This is a genomic window from Corynebacterium striatum, from assembly GCF_016728105.1.
GTDB classification, from domain to species: domain Bacteria; phylum Actinomycetota; class Actinomycetes; order Mycobacteriales; family Mycobacteriaceae; genus Corynebacterium; species Corynebacterium striatum.
This window is the reverse complement of sequence record NZ_CP068158.1, coordinates 903091-918655: the sequence shown is the minus strand read 5'-3', so window position 1 is coordinate 918655 and position 15565 is coordinate 903091. Positions and strand designations below refer to the sequence as shown.

Here is a 15565-nt window from a genome sequence, read left to right as displayed (position 1 = left end):
GCCCCGCTCTATGTGATGGCTTTCACTATCTAGCTCGTGGGAAGCAACTCGGGTTCCTGTGCTCGCGTTGGCGTGGTGGGGCGGTTCATGAGGATGACGTCAAGAACAAGGAACGCGGCCAGAGTGATGCCCAACAGCGGAAGGAAGGCGCCGACGGTGGCGGCAAAGACAGCGCCGAGCGCCGTGGTGGCCCAAGAGAACTGTTTCATCGAGCCCGGCACGAAGCGGGGGCGGCGTTTGAACCACATGTAATAGCCCAAGACCACGAGGGCGGCGATAGCCAGGCCCAGCGCGAACAGCGCGATCTGCAGCGGTAGGCCGAACATGATGCCCATGTGCAGGTAGATGCCCCAGCTGCTGAGCTTGCTAAACAACGGAAGGCTGGAGAAAGGCTGGCGGTCGATGACCTCACCGGTGGAGCCGTCCACGGAAATAGCATCGGAGGTGGTGCGCCATTCGACCCAACGCTCGCTGACCTGCCAGGCGGAGTGGGCGTCCTCCGGCGGGTACAGGCGCAGCGGGCCGGTCAGTCCCTCGGCGCGGCCGGTGGCGAGGACGCGCTCAGCCTCAGCAGCCACGCTGGCGCTTTCCGACGTCCCACTCATGTGGCCGCCATGTCCCTCATGGCCTTCGTGGCCGGTGTGCTCATGCGTTTCTGTACTTGCGCCGGGGAGGGCAGTTTCAATGGGGGTGGCCTTCCAGTGCATACGTTCCACGAGGGAGTTGACGTTGTCGCCGGCCAGGCCCGACCAGGTGATGCCAGTAGCAGACAGTCCAAGCAAGCCGATGAATATCCAGGCACCGATGGTGGAGTGGAGGCGCGTAGCCTTCGAGCGTGCGGAGCGCTTCGGCTGCTGTTGCGTGGATTTCGCGGTTGCCTTGTTCTTGGGGCGGCGGCGAATCCACCACATGTAGAGCCCGCCGCAGGCCATGACCCACAGCCAGGAGGCGGCCAGCTCCGAGTAGAGCTCACCGACCTTGCCCAGGTGGAAGCTTTCGTGTAGGGAGGAAATCCAACGGCGCAGCGGCATCTCACCCAGTCCGGAGTAGGTTGGGTAGTCCCCGATAACTTCAGCGTTGGCGGGGTTGATGAAGACGGTTCGCTGGAGGCTTTCATCAATTCCCGGGTCACTAACCAGCACGCGGGTGGAGTCCGTGGGCGTGGTAGCGGGCCACACCTGGGTCACAGGCATATCTGGGTGCTCGTGTTGCGCGGCCTGGATTTGCTCCTCGAGGCTGAGCGGGTGCTCGACCGCCGGAACGTTCATGACATCGCGATAGGCTACCTTTTCCAAGGTGGGGGCAATGGCATAGAGGCAGCCAGTCAATGCCGCGACGAGGATGAAGGGGCCGACGAACATGCCGCCGTAGAAATGGATGCGTTGAATGAAAGATCGCAGAGCCGTCCGACTCATATGTAGTGCTCTTTTCAGTATGTACAGGTAGGGCCCGTGGCGAGTGCCTAAGGATGAATGCTTCCGAGCGCTCAAGACGGGCGATGGACAGGCGCTGATATCAACTGCACTACTAGTCGGAGGTGATGGCTTCTCGGTTCCCGCGGATTGAAAAACTTTTTAAATAGTTGACGTTTTCGGTGCCGCAGGATGGGGATCTGCTCGATATCAGGCTTAAGAAGCAAGAAACAGTCAAGAAAAGGTTATCGCAGCTCAACGGGTGAAAACGGTATCGAAAGGCGCCGTTTTGAGCCAGTTTGCGGCTTATGAAGCAAGAAAGCGGTTCCTAATTGCTCCAGAATGGAACATAACGCAATGACCGCGGGCCTGCGCTGGGATCGTAAGGGTGGATGAGTCCTTCCTCGACGGTGGCAGCAAGCAGGCGAGTGGCCTGAGCCGCTTGCGAGTCTTTCAGCCCGAAGCGCTGACGGATCGACGAATTGTTAACGGGAAGGTTCTCGAGGAAGCGAAGGCAAGAGTGTTGATAGACGGCTTGGGTCTTTTCTTCCATGGTCATCAGCGCAAAGGGGCGGTAGGCGCTGAGGGAGACGGTGGTACTTCCGTTGGCGCGGACGAGAGCCGGCGGGAAGTGGTCAGCTTCGAGTGAAGAGACGATTTTATCCCAGCCACTTCCGCGTTGTTCGACAAGATGTGCCAAACGTAAAGCTTCACCGAGATGAGTATTGCGTGTGGTGGACGCCGAGTCAATGAACCGTTGGGGGTCGATAAGCGGGGTCCCTGGGTTGGTTACTTCGACCCGATCGCTGAAAATCTCCACGGTCAAGAACCGGCCGCGCTGCTCGAGATCCTGGTGCATGAGCGCATTTGCTAGGACCTCGCGGAAGGCCACCGTTGGTAGCAGTGGAGTTACCACGCGCTTGCCGCTGGAATCAATATGTTCGCCGCCTGGGCGAATGGTGTTGAAGAGCGTGACTATGTGGGTGAAGGAAGACGCATAACCTTCGGTGAATTCCCATTCTCGTTCTACTTCGGTGCGCGAGGTGCCTTTGAAATGCGTGACGCGGGGAGCACGCTCGCGCAGCTCTGGAAAGTCCTGCAGGGAACGTGCGTACATGAGCGCAGACCACGCCGGAATATGCCAGCCTTGCTCGTGTGAGTAGGAGATGGCCTTAGCGGTTCGTAGCGTATCGATCAGGGCATCGCCGGTCGTGCGAGGAAGCTCTGGTCGGTTGAGGAAGAAGGCTTCGGGATCAAGAAGTTCGGTGATTGATTCGAGCTCAAGGTTCTCAGCAACTACAGTGTTTTCGAATTCGAACTGATTGAGCTTCTGCCAGAGCTGACGTTCCTCATTGAGAAAATCCATGAGATTCTTGACATAGCTGCCCTTGCGAAAATAACGTTTTTCATCGAAAGAATACGGGGAAGACAAGGCAGCTGGTATACGCAGAAGTACAACAAGGTGTCCATCAACGGTTACCTCGTCGAATGTCACATCAGGTGCTGGACTAATGACGCGGTTGAGCCAGGGGAGTAGGTCTTCGTTGCCTTTCCCCTTTGCGCGTTGCCAGTCAAACGACGTCCCAACGACAGCGTGGTCATCGTTTACTCCCCATATGAGGTATCCCGCTGGTTCATCGTGCAGGCGTGCCGAATTTCCCAAGGCGCAGGCATACTTTGCAATCTCCGCGCCGGAGGACAGCTTGTTTACCTTGAACTCGATCCACGGTAGCTCAGCCGGAAGCGCTATAAACCGTTTCACGCGGGCTACAAGTTGTTCCTCAGGCGCAGAATTGATGGGAGTCATGAGTAAAAGTATGCGCGAGAAGCAAGAAACAGTCAAGAAAAAGTCTTCGCAGCTCAACGGGTAAAAATAGCGCCCGAATCTGTGGCTTCGGGCCGGTTTGCGGCTAATGAAGCAAGAAAAGACCGCCTCGAACTCCAGGGAGGAGACGAAGCGGTCTTTTGTTAAGCGCCTAGCGCCGAATTACTTCTTCAGGCCATCAATGATTTCGTTGAAGGCAGCAACCGGGCGCATGGTCTGGTTGAGCTTCTCCTCGTTCGGGGCGTAGTAGCCGCCGAGGTCGACGGGGGAGCCCTGGACGTCGAGAAGCGCCTGCTCAATCTCGCCTGCCTTGGCCTCGAGGGCCTCAGCGACCGGCTTGAAGGCCTCGGCCAGCTCGGCGTCGTCAGTCTGTGCAGCCAGCTCCTTGGCCCAGTTGAGGGTCAGGAAGAAGTGGGAGCCGCGGTTGTCGTTCTCGCCCACCTTGCGGGACGGGGACTTGCCCTCATCCAGCAGGGTCTCGGTGGCCTTGTCCAACGCTGCGGCCAGGACACCTGCCTTGGCGTTGCCGTTGGTGTTGTGCTCGTGGCGGAAGGACTCAGCCAGAGCGAGGAACTCACCGAGGGAATCCCAGCGCAGGTGGTTCTCCTTCTGCACCTGCTGGACGTGCTTCGGAGCGGAGCCGCCGGCACCGGTCTCGAACAGGCCGCCGCGCTGCGCAACGCGGGGTAGGTTTTCGAGGGCGCGAGGCGGATCCCCTGGAACCCGCCCAAGAAGCAAGAAAGAGGCAAGAAAACGTTTCTCCGGTTAGGAGAGTTTTTGGAGTGGTTTTCGGGCTGTTTTGGTACCCTTTCCCGGTTACGAAGCAAGAAAGATTTTGAGCGCACGGGCCCAGGGATAAGCGTGCGACTGATCTGCGATAGGAGGCCCGGTTCGGTTTTGGGAAGTAGTCCGTATTGGCGGCCCATTTTGGCCGTGAGCGAGGTTCGGGACTTGAGTTTTCGGGAAGGGCCCAGAAAGTAGATGACGATCAGTAAGACCGTTCGATGATGAAGGGATGTTCCAATGGGTAATTGTGAGGGCAGTAACCCGCGCTAAGGGACGCAACCATGCGTGGGCAGTCGTCGCTGCACCGTGCCTGGGAAGCCTCAAAGCCGGCGAAAATTGATATTCGATAGTGTTGCAAATCACAAAGGTAGGTTTTCCTACTTGTGCAACACAAACCTGAGTTTGATAATTGCCATACGGCGGAAGTCCCTCCGCCGTTGAATACCTATCGAAGGGAGAAACCATGAAGATTCAAAATCGAAACCGCATCACTGGTGCAGTTTTGGCGGGTGTGTTGACCTTTGCCGGCACGGGTGTCGCTGGGGCGACGATTGTCAGCATTGACGGAGGAACCTGGGATTACGGCAGTGATTCTTCCACAGTGTGGTCCCACTACTTTCATAACGGCGTTCGACATGGATCTACAGCTGTGGGGAAGTTTCGGTCAGATAGTGGCTGTGTGAACAAGAACGTCTGGTCACGCGCCACTGCTCCGCGTAAGGGACTTGGCAATGAGTCCTTCTACCGTCATTGCTAGAACATGTCCTTTCTGAGATCAAGCCTATTAGCCGTGGGGATATTCGCCACGGCTATTCTGGCGACTACTGTGGCTTTCCTCGGCGCGAGGCTTTACTCAACGATCGATGGTCACTTGGGTGAGTACGGGGTTCAGGTGGAGTCAGATCGCGTCGCTTCGGAGCGAGTGAGTTTCTATTCCGAGCTGGCCGAGTTTGCGCGAAATAATGACTTCGACATCGCGATTAACTACTCGTCGCTCGCTGTCTCAGGTGGTGAGCAACGAGTCTACTCGTCCTCGCTTCCGCCTGACGGTGGCCGGATGGAACGGCCTCGCTTTGAACGGGGGGAAGTTGACATATTTTATCCGCTGGAAGACTTTCCATACTCTGATCCGAGACAACCTCTCCATATCAAAGGGTCGGCGGCGGACGAGCAGCACTTGCTACGGTGGTTAGATGAGCAGGGGCTTGACGCGGTGCCTCTTACCAGGTATTTCACGGAAATCTTTGCATCTTCGACTATCCCTATTCTGCTGATCTTGTCTGTCCTCCTGTGTCTGGTTCTCAGCGCAGGCCATGTTCTTGCCCGCTCACGTGAGGTTGGTGTTCATCGACTACTAGGGCTCAGCGTCGCAGAAACGACCAGTATTGAAATCAAGCGACAGAGCATCACACTTGTGCTTGCTTACCTCGTGGCCCCACTGCTCGTTGCAGGTCTGCTTTATGCCTACAACGGGTGGGCGGAAGGCTGGGTGTTTTGGAGAATTTATTTCACGATTAGCTTGATTCTGTCTGCATGTTTGCTCATTGGTTACCTGGGTGGCCAGTTTCTGGTTCGCAGGACATCGATACCCCAATCCGTCAAGGGCAAGATCCACGCGCGGCCAATTCTCTACTCCCTGACCGTTGTCCGCGGCGTGTCCCTGGTTGCTGCGCTCAGTGTGGTTGCAACCCTGGTCGGGTTTTCAGCGGAGCTTGAGGCGCGTCATCGCTTGCAGGGGGCGTGGGATGCACACCGTGGGCAGCAAGAGCTGGCGTTGAACGTTAACACAGCCTTCGAAGATTGGTCAGGTAGAGAGGCCGCAGCGCCATTTCGGGCTGCCGACGAGGCAGGAGACATTCTCCTCGTTGACCCGTATTGGATTACATGGCCCGTAGAACTAGAGGCACCAGTTCTATTAGTGAACCAGGAATTCGCGCGACAGGCGGGAGCGTCGATGTTGGATGGCACTGTTGTGACGGTCTGCTCACCGGGAAAGCTGTCTCTGCAGTCGACAAACGTGATCGAGGATACGTTAAAGTTCGAGGCTAGTTATACCAATGAACCAGCACCCGACATAGAGTGGCGGGACGGATGCAGCTTGGGCTCGGTATTCACTTACGATGTTGATTACCGTCCGCAAATAGATAACCCGATTCTCGTCATCCTTCCACGGGGTCTTGCCCCGTTGGGGGACCACAACTTGATGTCGAAGGTATCCCAGCAAGTCCTTCTCACTGCCTCCCCTGATGTGCCTTCGCAAATGTTGAAGGGTGCTACTGGGAATACGCTTGCTTTCTTCAGGCCGCGCGAGGACTCATGGCAGTCGAGTATTCGCGCCGCCGAGCAGAATGTGGCTCTGTGGGGGCTGAATGGCTTTGCGGTAGTCCTGCTTGTGACGGTCTTGGTCGGAGCCACGGTCCTTACTTTTCGAGTTACCTACCGGCGCAAAATCCACGTTGCCTATGTTTGTGGGCGAAGCCCTTGGTGGGTTGCAAAAGAAGCAGTAGCTTTTGAGGTTGTATTTTTCGTAGCGACAATTGGCTGGCTGCTGTATATGGTCCGCGATCATCAGGTTCAAGCTGAGAGCCGCGCGCCCTCAACCTGGAGTATCGGGTTTGAAAATCAATGGTCACCATTGACCATCGTCGCAGTCGTGGGTTTCAGCGCAGTATGGTTTTTGGTTTCTATGGTGCTAATGCTTAGAGCTGCTTCACAGTGGGATGCAAGAGGAGGAGTGGAACCGCAATGACAATTCAGGTAAGCGAAGTATCCTGCGGATTTGGCGAGCGGACGGTTTTGCAAGCTTTCTCGGCCACCTTTAAGGCAGGACAAATCACGGCGCTCACAGGGCCCTCCGGCAGTGGCAAAACAACCTTGCTCAATATGTTAGGCGGACTGACTACGCCGGATTCGGGAACGATCGAGTTCGAAGGGCTCGACATCGCATCTATGAATCCGGGCGCACGTCGCAGATTTCGGCGAGCAAACGTCGGGTACCTGTTTCAAGACTATGGTTTGGTACCCGATCTCTCTGTTATGGAGAATATCAAGATTGCTGTCCCCCGCGTCTCCCGCGAGACGATGGCAGCGGCGCTGACTGAAGTTGGGCTTGGAGGGACTGAAAAGCGAACGGTGAGTGAGCTTTCTGGTGGCGAGCAACAGCGCATTGCTTTGATGAGACTCATTCTCGCGCAGCCGAAGATTGTGTTAGCTGATGAACCGACCGGGGCCCTCGATGAAGCAAACGCGCAACTCGTTCTTAAATATCTACGTCAATTTGCTCAGGGTGGTGCAGTGGTCGTCGTGGCCACCCATTCTGCATATATTGCGAATAGTTCAGATGTGGTGTTTGGGCTCTGATGTGGCGGAAGAATATAGCTGGGAAGCCATGCCTTTTCATTGGGGCGGATTACAACATAACGGAAGCTTTGACAGATTGCTTCGGATGGGCCGAAATGGGGTGCATTAACAGTCTCAAGGATATCAACATTCTGGATTTCGGCGGTGGATCCGTGAAGAGTACGTCCGTTCCGGTACTTGCTGCATGTATGTTTGCTAAGTCAAAGCGGTTAATAGTCAAAGGTGCTGGTACCGATGAGGTCTACTCGAAAACAATTGCAGATATGGTCAGGGCAACAGCTATCGCAGTAACGTCTTCGCATGAAATCGGTACTACACACTGTGATGTATTCGAAGTCGAAAATGACGAGGTGAGTACTTCTCCAGAGAAGAGTGGATCGCCACCAATATTGTACTTTGTTGAGCGCTCCATGCACACCGTACGAACGCTTTTTAGCGCGATCGAAGCAGGGGCTAATGCCTACTTCATCTGTGAACAACCTACCGAGAATTTCAAAACTGATCTTGAAATGAGGCTCACCTACCTCGATCGCGGATTGATGCTTGACCACCAGCTCCCTGTATCCACAGTTCTTCGGGCTCAAAATCTCACGCCTTTCCAAACTCGGGTGATGCAATGCCTGCGCGACGGTGTGTTGTCCGACAGGGACATCGCGGCGGCACTTGGCACTTCCGAAAAGATGGTGGGAAAACTCATCGGGCAATTGTTCGGGATATTCGGATGCAACCGGCGCAGCGCGTTAGCTAAACAATCCATTTATGTTTGAATGTGCATGTTCTGGATCAAGCTTGTGGAAACTTATGCCTTACGTCTATTTGATCTGATGTCGCAAAACGGTGCTTCAATGAAACTATCTGTATCCAAGCCTCGAAAAGGCAGCAGCGGCGGCAGAATTAGTTCAGTTCATCGAGCGTCACCCCCTGTGCCATTAGAATGCGCAGTCGCTCTGTGGCGCGTGGGCATCACCCAGTGAGTTCGGGAAGGGGTAGCTTTTGGGGATGGAGGACGAGACTGGGCTGGGCAAAGGGGATCCCAGCCCGGCCAAACAAAAACCGGCTGGCCCAGGGTATGGCACCCCGGGCCAGCCGGCTAACTAGCATCGACAGCCCAGGCCAACGGCCCAGACAGTCAACCGAGCGCTTACTTCTTCAGGCCATCAATGATTTCGTTGAAGGCAGCAACCGGGCGCATGACAGCGGAGAGCTTGTCCTCGTCCGGTGCGTAGTAGCCGCCCAGGTCAGCAGGGGAACCCTGAACGTCGAGCAGTCCCTTGACGATCTCGTCCTTCTTAGCCTCGAGAGCCTCAGCAACCGGCTTGAAGGTCTCAGCCAGCTCAGCGTCGTCGGTCTGTGCAGCCAGCTCCTTGGCCCAGTTCAGGGTCAGGTGGAAGTGAGAACCACGGTTGTCGTTCTCGCCGACCTTGCGGGACGGGGAGTTGCCCTCGTCGAGGAGGGTCTCGGTGGCCTTGTCGAGGGCGTCGGCAAGCACGCCTGCCTTAGCGTTGCCGTGAGCGTTGAGCTCGTGGCGGAAGGACTCAGCCAGAGCGAGGAACTCACCCAGGGAGTCCCAACGCAGGTGGTTTTCTTCCTCAACCTGCTGCACGTGCTTCGGAGCGGAGCCGCCTGCACCGGTCTCGAAGAGGCCGCCGCCAGCCATCAGCGGAACCACAGACAGCATCTTTGCGGAGGTGCCGAGCTCGAGAATCGGGAAGAGGTCGGTGTTGTAGTCACGCAGCACGTTACCGGTGACGGAGATGGTGTCCTCGCCCTTACGGATGCGCTCGATGGAGATCTTGGTTGCCTCAACCGGGGAAGCGATGGAGATGTCCAAGCCCTCGGTGTCGTGATCCTTCAGGTACTTCTCCACCAGGGTGATGAGGTTGGCGTCGTGACCGCGCTCTGGGTCCAGCCAGAAGATGGTCTTCATACCGGACAGGCGTGCGCGGTTAACAGCCAGCTTGACCCAGTCCTGGATCGGAGCGTCCTTGGTCTGGCATGCGCGCCAGATGTCGCCAGCCTCGACGTCGTGCTCGATGAGGACGTCGCCAGCGGAGTTAGTCACCTGCACGGTGCCGTTCTCCGGAACCTTGAAGGTCTTGTTGTGGGAGCCATACTCCTCAGCTTTCTGAGCCATCAGGCCGACGTTTGGAACGGTACCCATGGTGGACGGATCGAATGCGCCATTAGCCTTGCAGTCCTCGATAACAGCCTGGTAAACGCCAGCGTAGGAGGAATCCGGGATAACAGCGAGGGTGTCCTGTTCCTCGTTGTTCTTGTTCCACATGTGGCCGGAGGTGCGGATCATGGCCGGCATGGAAGCGTCGATGATGACGTCGGAAGGAACGTGCAGGTTGGTGATGCCCTTAGCGGAGTTCACCATAGCCAGGTCCGGGCCGTTTTCCAGGGCGGCGTCGAAAGCAGCCTTGATCTCCTCGCCATTCTCGAGGGACTTCAGGCCCTCGTAGATAGCGCCGAGGCCGTTCTCACCGTTGAGACCAGCTGCGAGCAGCTCCTCTCCGTACTTGTCATAAACATCTGCGAAGAACGCGCGGACCACGTGGCCGAAGATGATTGGGTCGGAGACCTTCATCATGGTGGCCTTCAGGTGAGCAGAGAAGAGAACGCCCTCTTCCTTAGCGCGAGCCACCTGAGCCTTAAGGAACTCGTCGAGAGCCTTGGCGGAGATAAAGGTGCCGTCGATAACCTCGCCCTTGAGAACCTTGAGGCCCTCGAGCAGGACGGTGTCATTGAGCTTGATGGTCAGGGTGTCATCAGCCGGCATGATGACGGACTTCTCGTTGTGGCGGAAGTCGTTATCAGACATGGTGGCAACGTTGGTCTTGGAATCAGCGGTCCAAGCGCCCATCTTGTGCGGGTACTTCTTAGCGAAGTTCTTCACAGCAATCGGTGCGCGGCGGTCGGAGTTGCCCTCGCGCAGAACCGGGTTCACAGCGGAACCGGTAACAACGGCGTACTTCTCCGGAGCGTCCTCGTAATCCGGAATGTCGAAACCGTCAGCCTGCAGCTCGGCGATAGCCTTCTTCAGCTGTACCAGGGAAGCGGAGATGTTCGGAAGCTTGATGATGTTTGCTTCCGGGGTCTTAGCCAGCTCGCCGAGTTGAGCCAGTGCGTCTTCGACCTTCTTCTCACCCAAGCGCTCTGGGAACTGAGCCAGGATACGGCCAGCCAGGGAGATATCGCGGGTCTCAACCTCGATGTCCGCGGTGGAGGCAAAAGCCTCAACGACCGGCTTGAAAGAGTAGGTGGCGAGCAGCGGAGCTTCGTCCGTGCGGGTCCAGATGATCTTAGACATGTTTCTCCTAATAGTTCGAAAATGTTTCAACCTAACAGGATACCTGTCTTGTTACAGCTGTGCGGGCAATTACCCCTCAGAGACCCCACGCTTCCAATAGCCCATGAAGGACACCGCCGAGCGCGGCACGCCTGCCTCCTTGACCAGCATGCGACGCATGCGCTTGACGACGCCGCTTTCGCCCGCTATCCACCAATACGCACCGTCCGCGGCACGGGTGCCGAGCTCTTCGCCTGAAGCAGAAAAGCCTGGGGTCTCCCAGAGAACTTCGCGCTCAGGGGTGGCCTGTTGTGGGGTGTCTGGGACGGGGTCGGCGCCGGTGAGGGAGGAGAGGGCGTCGATAAGCGTGGCGTTGCCATCGTGCGGGAGGAACTCGATGGTGACGCCGGCAGGAGCGGCGAGGGGCTGCGCGTCCTGGAAGTAGGGCACCGCGATGTGCACGCTGCCGCTAAGCCCGTCGGGCCACTCGTCGAGGATGCGGGCGATGGCAGGCAGGGCGGTCTCGTCGCCAAAGACATGGACCTCGCGGGCCTCGCCGGGCTGGAACTCGATGCCGGGGCCGGATTCGTCGTCGGAGTGTGGGGCGATGACGTAGATTTCATCGCCCGGTGCGGCTGTCGACGCCCACATGGATGCCGGGCCCGTTTCACCAGGCGCGGTATGCAGCACGAAGTCGATAGTGAGGATGCCGCGTTCGCGGTCGAGCTCGCGCACGGAGTAGGTGCGAAGTGCGCCACGGGTGGCCGGATCGAGCTGCTGCCAAGCGGCGTACCAGTCCTCCGTGGCGGGAAGCTCCGGCAGGCCGTGGGCGCCGGGGATGATGAGCTTAATGCGCAGGTCACGGATGACGCCGGAGGGCCCCATCTCTGTCAGGCCGGTGAGGCGTACTCGTTGGAAGCTGGGGGAGATGTGCACAGAGTCCAAGACAGTGGCGCGGAATGGCTGGTAGGGCATTACTTTACCTTTCTCTTACCAATGGGCATGACGGCCGGAAGCCCCGAGACTGGGTCTTCGACGATGACGGAGTCCACGCCGAAGACGTCCTTGACCGTTTGCTGCGTCATGACGTCTTGGGGGCTTCCCTGGGCGTAGACGTTGCCGTTTGAGACCGCGATGAGTTCGTCAGAATAGCGGGCGGCCAGGTTGAGGTCGTGAATGACCATGGCGATGGTGGTGCCGTGGGTCTCGTTGAGTTCGACGAGCAGGTCGAGGACCTCGAGCTGGTGTTTGATGTCGAGGTAGGTGGTGGGCTCGTCGAGCAGCAGGATGTCGGTGCGCTGGGCGAGTGCCATGGCGATCCACACGCGCTGGCGCTGGCCGCCGGAGAGTTCGTCGATGGAGCGCTCCGCGAGTTCAGCCACCCCGGTCATCTCCATGGATTCCTGCACGATGTCGTAGTCTTCCTGGCTCCAGCGGCCGAGCAGCCCCTGGTGTGGGGTGCGGCCGCGGCCCACGAGGTCCGCCACCACGATGCCGTCCGGGGCGATGGGAGACTGCGGCAGTAGGCCCAGCGAGGTGGCCAGCTGTTTGGTGGGAATCTCGGAGATGGCTTTGCCGTCGAGGAAAATCTCGCCGCCGGTGGGCTTGAGCAGGCGGGACAGCGAGCGCAGCAAAGTGGACTTGCCGCAGCCGTTGGGGCCCACGATGGAGGTCACCTTGCCGGGTGCGATGTCGACGCTGAGCCCGGTGATGATGTCGCGCTCGCCGTATCCGAGGGAGATGTCCTTCGCGGTGAGCTGAGCAGGTTTGTGCATGACAGTCCTAACGATTCGAGCGAGTGAGCAAGTAAATAAGGAATGGCGCACCGAGCACGCCGGTGATGACGCCGACGGGGTAGCGGGTACCAAAGAAGTATTGACCAGCCATGTCAGCGACGAGCACCAGGATGGCGCCCACCGCACCGGCAGGGGCGATCATGGAGGGGCCAGCCTTAAACAGGCGGGTGGCAATTGGCCCGGCCATGAATGCCACGAAGGCAATCGGGCCCGTCGACGCCGTGGCCACCGCAATGAGGATTACCGCGCCCACGATGGCCGAAACACGCACAACGTTGAGCCGCAGGCCAAGGCCGACGGCGAGGTCGTCGCCAAGCCGCAAAACGTTGAGCTGGTGACCCAAGAAAATCATGACGGGCGCGATGACCAGCACCGTAAGAAGAAGTGGCAGGCCGCGCTCCCAGGACATGGTGTTGAGCGAGCCCGTGATCCAACGTGTGGCCGTAGGCAGGTCGTAGGACGGGGCCTTCGACAGCACGAAGTTGGTCCACGCCTGCAGAATCGCCGACATACCAATGCCGATGAGGATAAGGCGCGTGCCGGTGAAACCAGACTTCAGCGACAGCAGGTAAATCAGCGCGGCGATCGTCAGCGAGCACACCAGCGACACCAAAGACACGGTGGTCTGGGAGACGTTATAAAACACAATCGCCGTGATGCCCGCGGCGGAGGCACCGGAGGAGATACCGATGATATCGGGAGAGGCCAGCTGGTTGCGCAGCATGGTCTGGAAAGTCACGCCGGCGATACCGAAAGCGATGCCCGCGGCGACGGCTACGGTGGCACGCGGCAGGCGCAGGTCGCCGACCGTAAAGGACGCGCCGGGGACGGTCTCACCGAAAACAACACGAATCACCTTGCCCGGACCATAGAAGGTCTCGCCCACCATGAGGCTGGTGGCCCACAAAACCACGATGATGACGGCGAGCACGCTCAGGCGCCAGGCAAAGGAACGCGCGCGGGCGTGGCGTTGCTGTTGCAGCGTCGCGGAGGTGGAGGCCGAGGAGGTTTGATTCGGCATTAGAGATCACGCACCTTGGTTCGGCGGACAATCCAGATGAACAGCGGTGCGCCTAGAAGTGGGGTGAGGATGCCCACGGCGACCTCGCTCGGCTTGGCGACGACGCGCCCCACCGTGTCCGCCGCCACCAACAGGAAGGCGCCGGCCAGGCCGGTCATGGGCAGCAGCAGGCGGTGGTCGGTGCCGAGCACTAGGCGCATGACGTGGGGGACGATGAGGCCTACGAAAGCGATGGGGCCGGCAATCGCGGTGGCAGTACCGCACAGAATGACCGCGCCCACGGCGGAGAGCAAGCGCGTACGCACAACGTTGATGCCGAGGCCGGTAGCGACGTCGTCGCCAAGCGCAAGTGCGTTAAGTCCCGTGGCGCAGGCCAGGACAATGATGAGGCCGATGACGAGGAACGGCACGGCCATACTAATTTGGGACCACTGCGCGCCACCGACGGAGCCGATTTGCCAGAAACGGAACTTGTCCATGACGTCGGTGCGCGGGAGCAGCACGGCGCTGACCATGCTGGAACACGCGGCGGCCGTGGCAGCGCCTGAGAGTGCGAGCTTGAGCGGCGTGGCGCCGCCGCGGCCTAGGGAGCCGACGACGTAGACGAAGGAGGCGGCAGCGAAGGAGCCGATAATCGCCACGATCATCGTGGGCACGGGGCGAGAGAGCCCGAAGAACGCGATGCCCACCACGACGGCCAGCGCGGCGCCGGAGAGGACACCGAAGATGCCAGGGTCGGCGAGCGGGTTGCGGGTCATGGCCTGGAACGTGGTTCCGGACATGGCGAGCGCGGCACCGACGAAGAGCGACAACACGGTGCGTGGGACACGCAAATATGCGGCGGCCTCACTGGCTGTCGCGGTCGAACCGCCGAGGGCCGAGAGGGCGTCGGAAGGGGAAATTGTGCGCACGCCAAACATGACCGAAGCCACCACTGCGAGAGCGGTGGCGGCTAAGAGTCCGATGATGACGGCGATTTTCTTGGCCGCCACGTGATTTAAGCCTGCAGACCGGAGTTCAGCTGCTCGAAGTACTTGTCGATGCCCCACGGAATAGACAGCGGGGACTGGTTCGCCGAAGCGCCCAGCGGGCCGTTCTCGAGGAAGACCACGTTGCCCTTCTGAACTGCCGGGATCTTGCCCTTGAGCGGATCCTTCTGCAGCTCCTCGAGGGTCTTCTTGTCATCGTCGGCGTTTCCGGTGGAGTAGGCCACGATGAGGTCAACGTCGTTGAACTCTTCTGGCTTCTCAGCGGAGACCTCGACCCAGAACTGCTCGGCGTTCTCGGAGTTCTTTTCCACGATGTCCGGGGTGCCCAGGCCATGCTCGGCTAGGAAGCCCATGCGTGGGTCGTCGGTGGTGTAGAAGCCGATCTTGGAAGCATCGGTGGTGCCGCCGAAGGCGGTGAACAGGACCTTCTTGTCCTTGAGAGCCGGGTACTTGTCCAGGGCCTTCTCGGTTTGGGCATCGAGATCCTCGATGAGCTTTTCGCCCTCGTCCTTCTTGCCGATGGCCTCAGCGTTCATCTCAATCATGTCCTCGAGGGAGGTCGTCCACGGGACGTCCGGGTAGGCCACGACCGGGGCAATCTTGGACAGGGTGTCGTAGTCCTCCTGCGTCAGACCGGAGTAGGAAGCGAGGATGACGTCCGGCTGGGTGTCAGCGACCTGCTCGAACGGGATGCCGTCGGTCTCATCAAAGAGGACCGGAGTTTCCGCGCCGAGCTCCTTTAGCTTCTCCTCGGTCCACGGCAAGACGCCGTTGTTGTCATCGTCTCCCCACGTGGTCTTGGACATGCCCACTGGGACAACGCCCAGCGCCAAAGGAACCTCGTGGTTAGCCCAACCCACGGTAGCCACGCGCTCTGGTGCCTTCTCGATGGTGGTCTCGCCGAACGCGTGCTTGATGGTCACCGGGAATGCGGCGGAGTCCGCGGAGTTAGACGACGACGCGGAGTTGTTCTCTCCAGTGGAAGAGCTGTCCGAGGAGCAGGCTGCCAAAGTGAAGATGGTGGCCGCTGCCGCGACGGTGGCGATGATGCGTTGTGCTCGCACTAGGGAACTCCTTTGAAGAG

12 protein-coding genes and 1 pseudogene are annotated in these 15565 nt (G+C 58.9%); 4 read left to right on the top strand and 9 right to left on the bottom strand.

What is annotated here, in order from left to right; genetic code table 11:
• Window positions 1-29: 29 nt before the first annotated feature.
• From I6I72_RS04230 to I6I72_RS04220, 3 genes and pseudogenes are all read right to left on the bottom strand, one after another.
• Window positions 30-1415, bottom strand: a complete 1386-nt coding sequence (locus tag I6I72_RS04230) for a PepSY-associated TM helix domain-containing protein (protein ID WP_049064057.1) — start codon at window positions 1413-1415, stop codon at window positions 30-32.
• A gap of 325 nt (window positions 1416-1740) precedes the next feature.
• Window positions 1741-3219 carry an RNA-binding domain-containing protein gene (locus tag I6I72_RS04225; protein ID WP_080972422.1) on the bottom strand — a complete coding sequence of 493 codons (1479 nt, stop codon included), beginning with the start codon at window positions 3217-3219 and terminating at the stop codon, window positions 1741-1743.
• Between the two features lie 180 nt (window positions 3220-3399).
• Window positions 3400-3909 (bottom strand): annotated as a pseudogene (locus I6I72_RS04220) (NADP-dependent isocitrate dehydrogenase); the annotation flags it as partial.
• 577 nt (window positions 3910-4486) lie between these two features.
• On the opposite strand from I6I72_RS04220, the gene I6I72_RS04215 reads away from it, so the two are divergent.
• The 4 genes from I6I72_RS04215 to I6I72_RS04200 all read left to right on the top strand — a co-directional run bounded on the left by I6I72_RS04215 (window position 4487) and on the right by I6I72_RS04200 (window position 8150).
• Window positions 4487-4780, top strand: a complete 294-nt coding sequence (locus I6I72_RS04215) for a lactococcin 972 family bacteriocin (RefSeq protein WP_080969947.1) — start codon at window positions 4487-4489, stop codon at window positions 4778-4780.
• A 3-nt stretch (window positions 4781-4783) separates the two neighbouring features.
• Window positions 4784-6772 carry a hypothetical protein gene (locus I6I72_RS04210; RefSeq protein ID WP_049063530.1) on the top strand — a complete coding sequence of 663 codons (1989 nt, stop codon included), beginning with the start codon at window positions 4784-4786 and terminating at the stop codon, window positions 6770-6772.
• On the top strand, window positions 6769-7383 hold the full coding sequence (gene ccmA / locus I6I72_RS04205; protein WP_201807520.1) for a heme ABC exporter ATP-binding protein CcmA: 615 nt from the start codon (window positions 6769-6771) through the stop codon (window positions 7381-7383). Before I6I72_RS04210 ends, ccmA begins: the two co-directional genes overlap by 4 nt.
• 68 nt (window positions 7384-7451) lie before the next feature.
• Window positions 7452-8150, top strand: a complete 699-nt coding sequence (locus I6I72_RS04200) for a helix-turn-helix domain-containing protein (protein WP_129721108.1) — start codon at window positions 7452-7454, stop codon at window positions 8148-8150.
• 374 nt (window positions 8151-8524) lie between these two features.
• Here the strand turns inward: I6I72_RS04200 and I6I72_RS04195 are convergent, their stop codons facing one another.
• The 6 genes from I6I72_RS04195 to I6I72_RS04170 all read right to left on the bottom strand — a co-directional run bounded on the left by I6I72_RS04195 (window position 8525) and on the right by I6I72_RS04170 (window position 15545).
• Window positions 8525-10696 carry an NADP-dependent isocitrate dehydrogenase gene (locus I6I72_RS04195; RefSeq protein WP_201807516.1) on the bottom strand — a complete coding sequence of 724 codons (2172 nt, stop codon included), beginning with the start codon at window positions 10694-10696 and terminating at the stop codon, window positions 8525-8527.
• Between the two features lie 69 nt (window positions 10697-10765).
• Window positions 10766-11650: a siderophore-interacting protein gene (locus I6I72_RS04190; protein ID WP_070508946.1), complete on the bottom strand. Its 885-nt coding sequence runs from the start codon at window positions 11648-11650 to the stop codon at window positions 10766-10768.
• On the bottom strand, window positions 11650-12450 hold the full coding sequence (locus I6I72_RS04185) for an ABC transporter ATP-binding protein (RefSeq protein WP_070508944.1): 801 nt from the start codon (window positions 12448-12450) through the stop codon (window positions 11650-11652). The genes I6I72_RS04190 and I6I72_RS04185 overlap by 1 nt, the downstream gene beginning before the upstream one ends.
• Window positions 12451-12457: 7 nt before the next feature.
• Complete coding sequence (locus I6I72_RS04180) at window positions 12458-13492, bottom strand: FecCD family ABC transporter permease (RefSeq protein ID WP_049064178.1); 1035 nt, start codon at window positions 13490-13492, stop codon at window positions 12458-12460.
• The gene (locus I6I72_RS04175) at window positions 13492-14412 is read right to left on the bottom strand and encodes a FecCD family ABC transporter permease (RefSeq protein ID WP_168712970.1); all 921 of its coding nucleotides are present in this window, start codon (window positions 14410-14412) and stop codon (window positions 13492-13494) included. The genes I6I72_RS04180 and I6I72_RS04175 overlap by 1 nt, the downstream gene beginning before the upstream one ends.
• Before the next feature lie 77 nt (window positions 14413-14489).
• Window positions 14490-15545 (bottom strand): iron-siderophore ABC transporter substrate-binding protein, encoded by a 1056-nt coding sequence (locus tag I6I72_RS04170; RefSeq protein ID WP_070508943.1) that lies wholly within the window; start codon window positions 15543-15545, stop codon window positions 14490-14492.
• Between the last annotated feature and the right edge of the window lie 20 nt (window positions 15546-15565).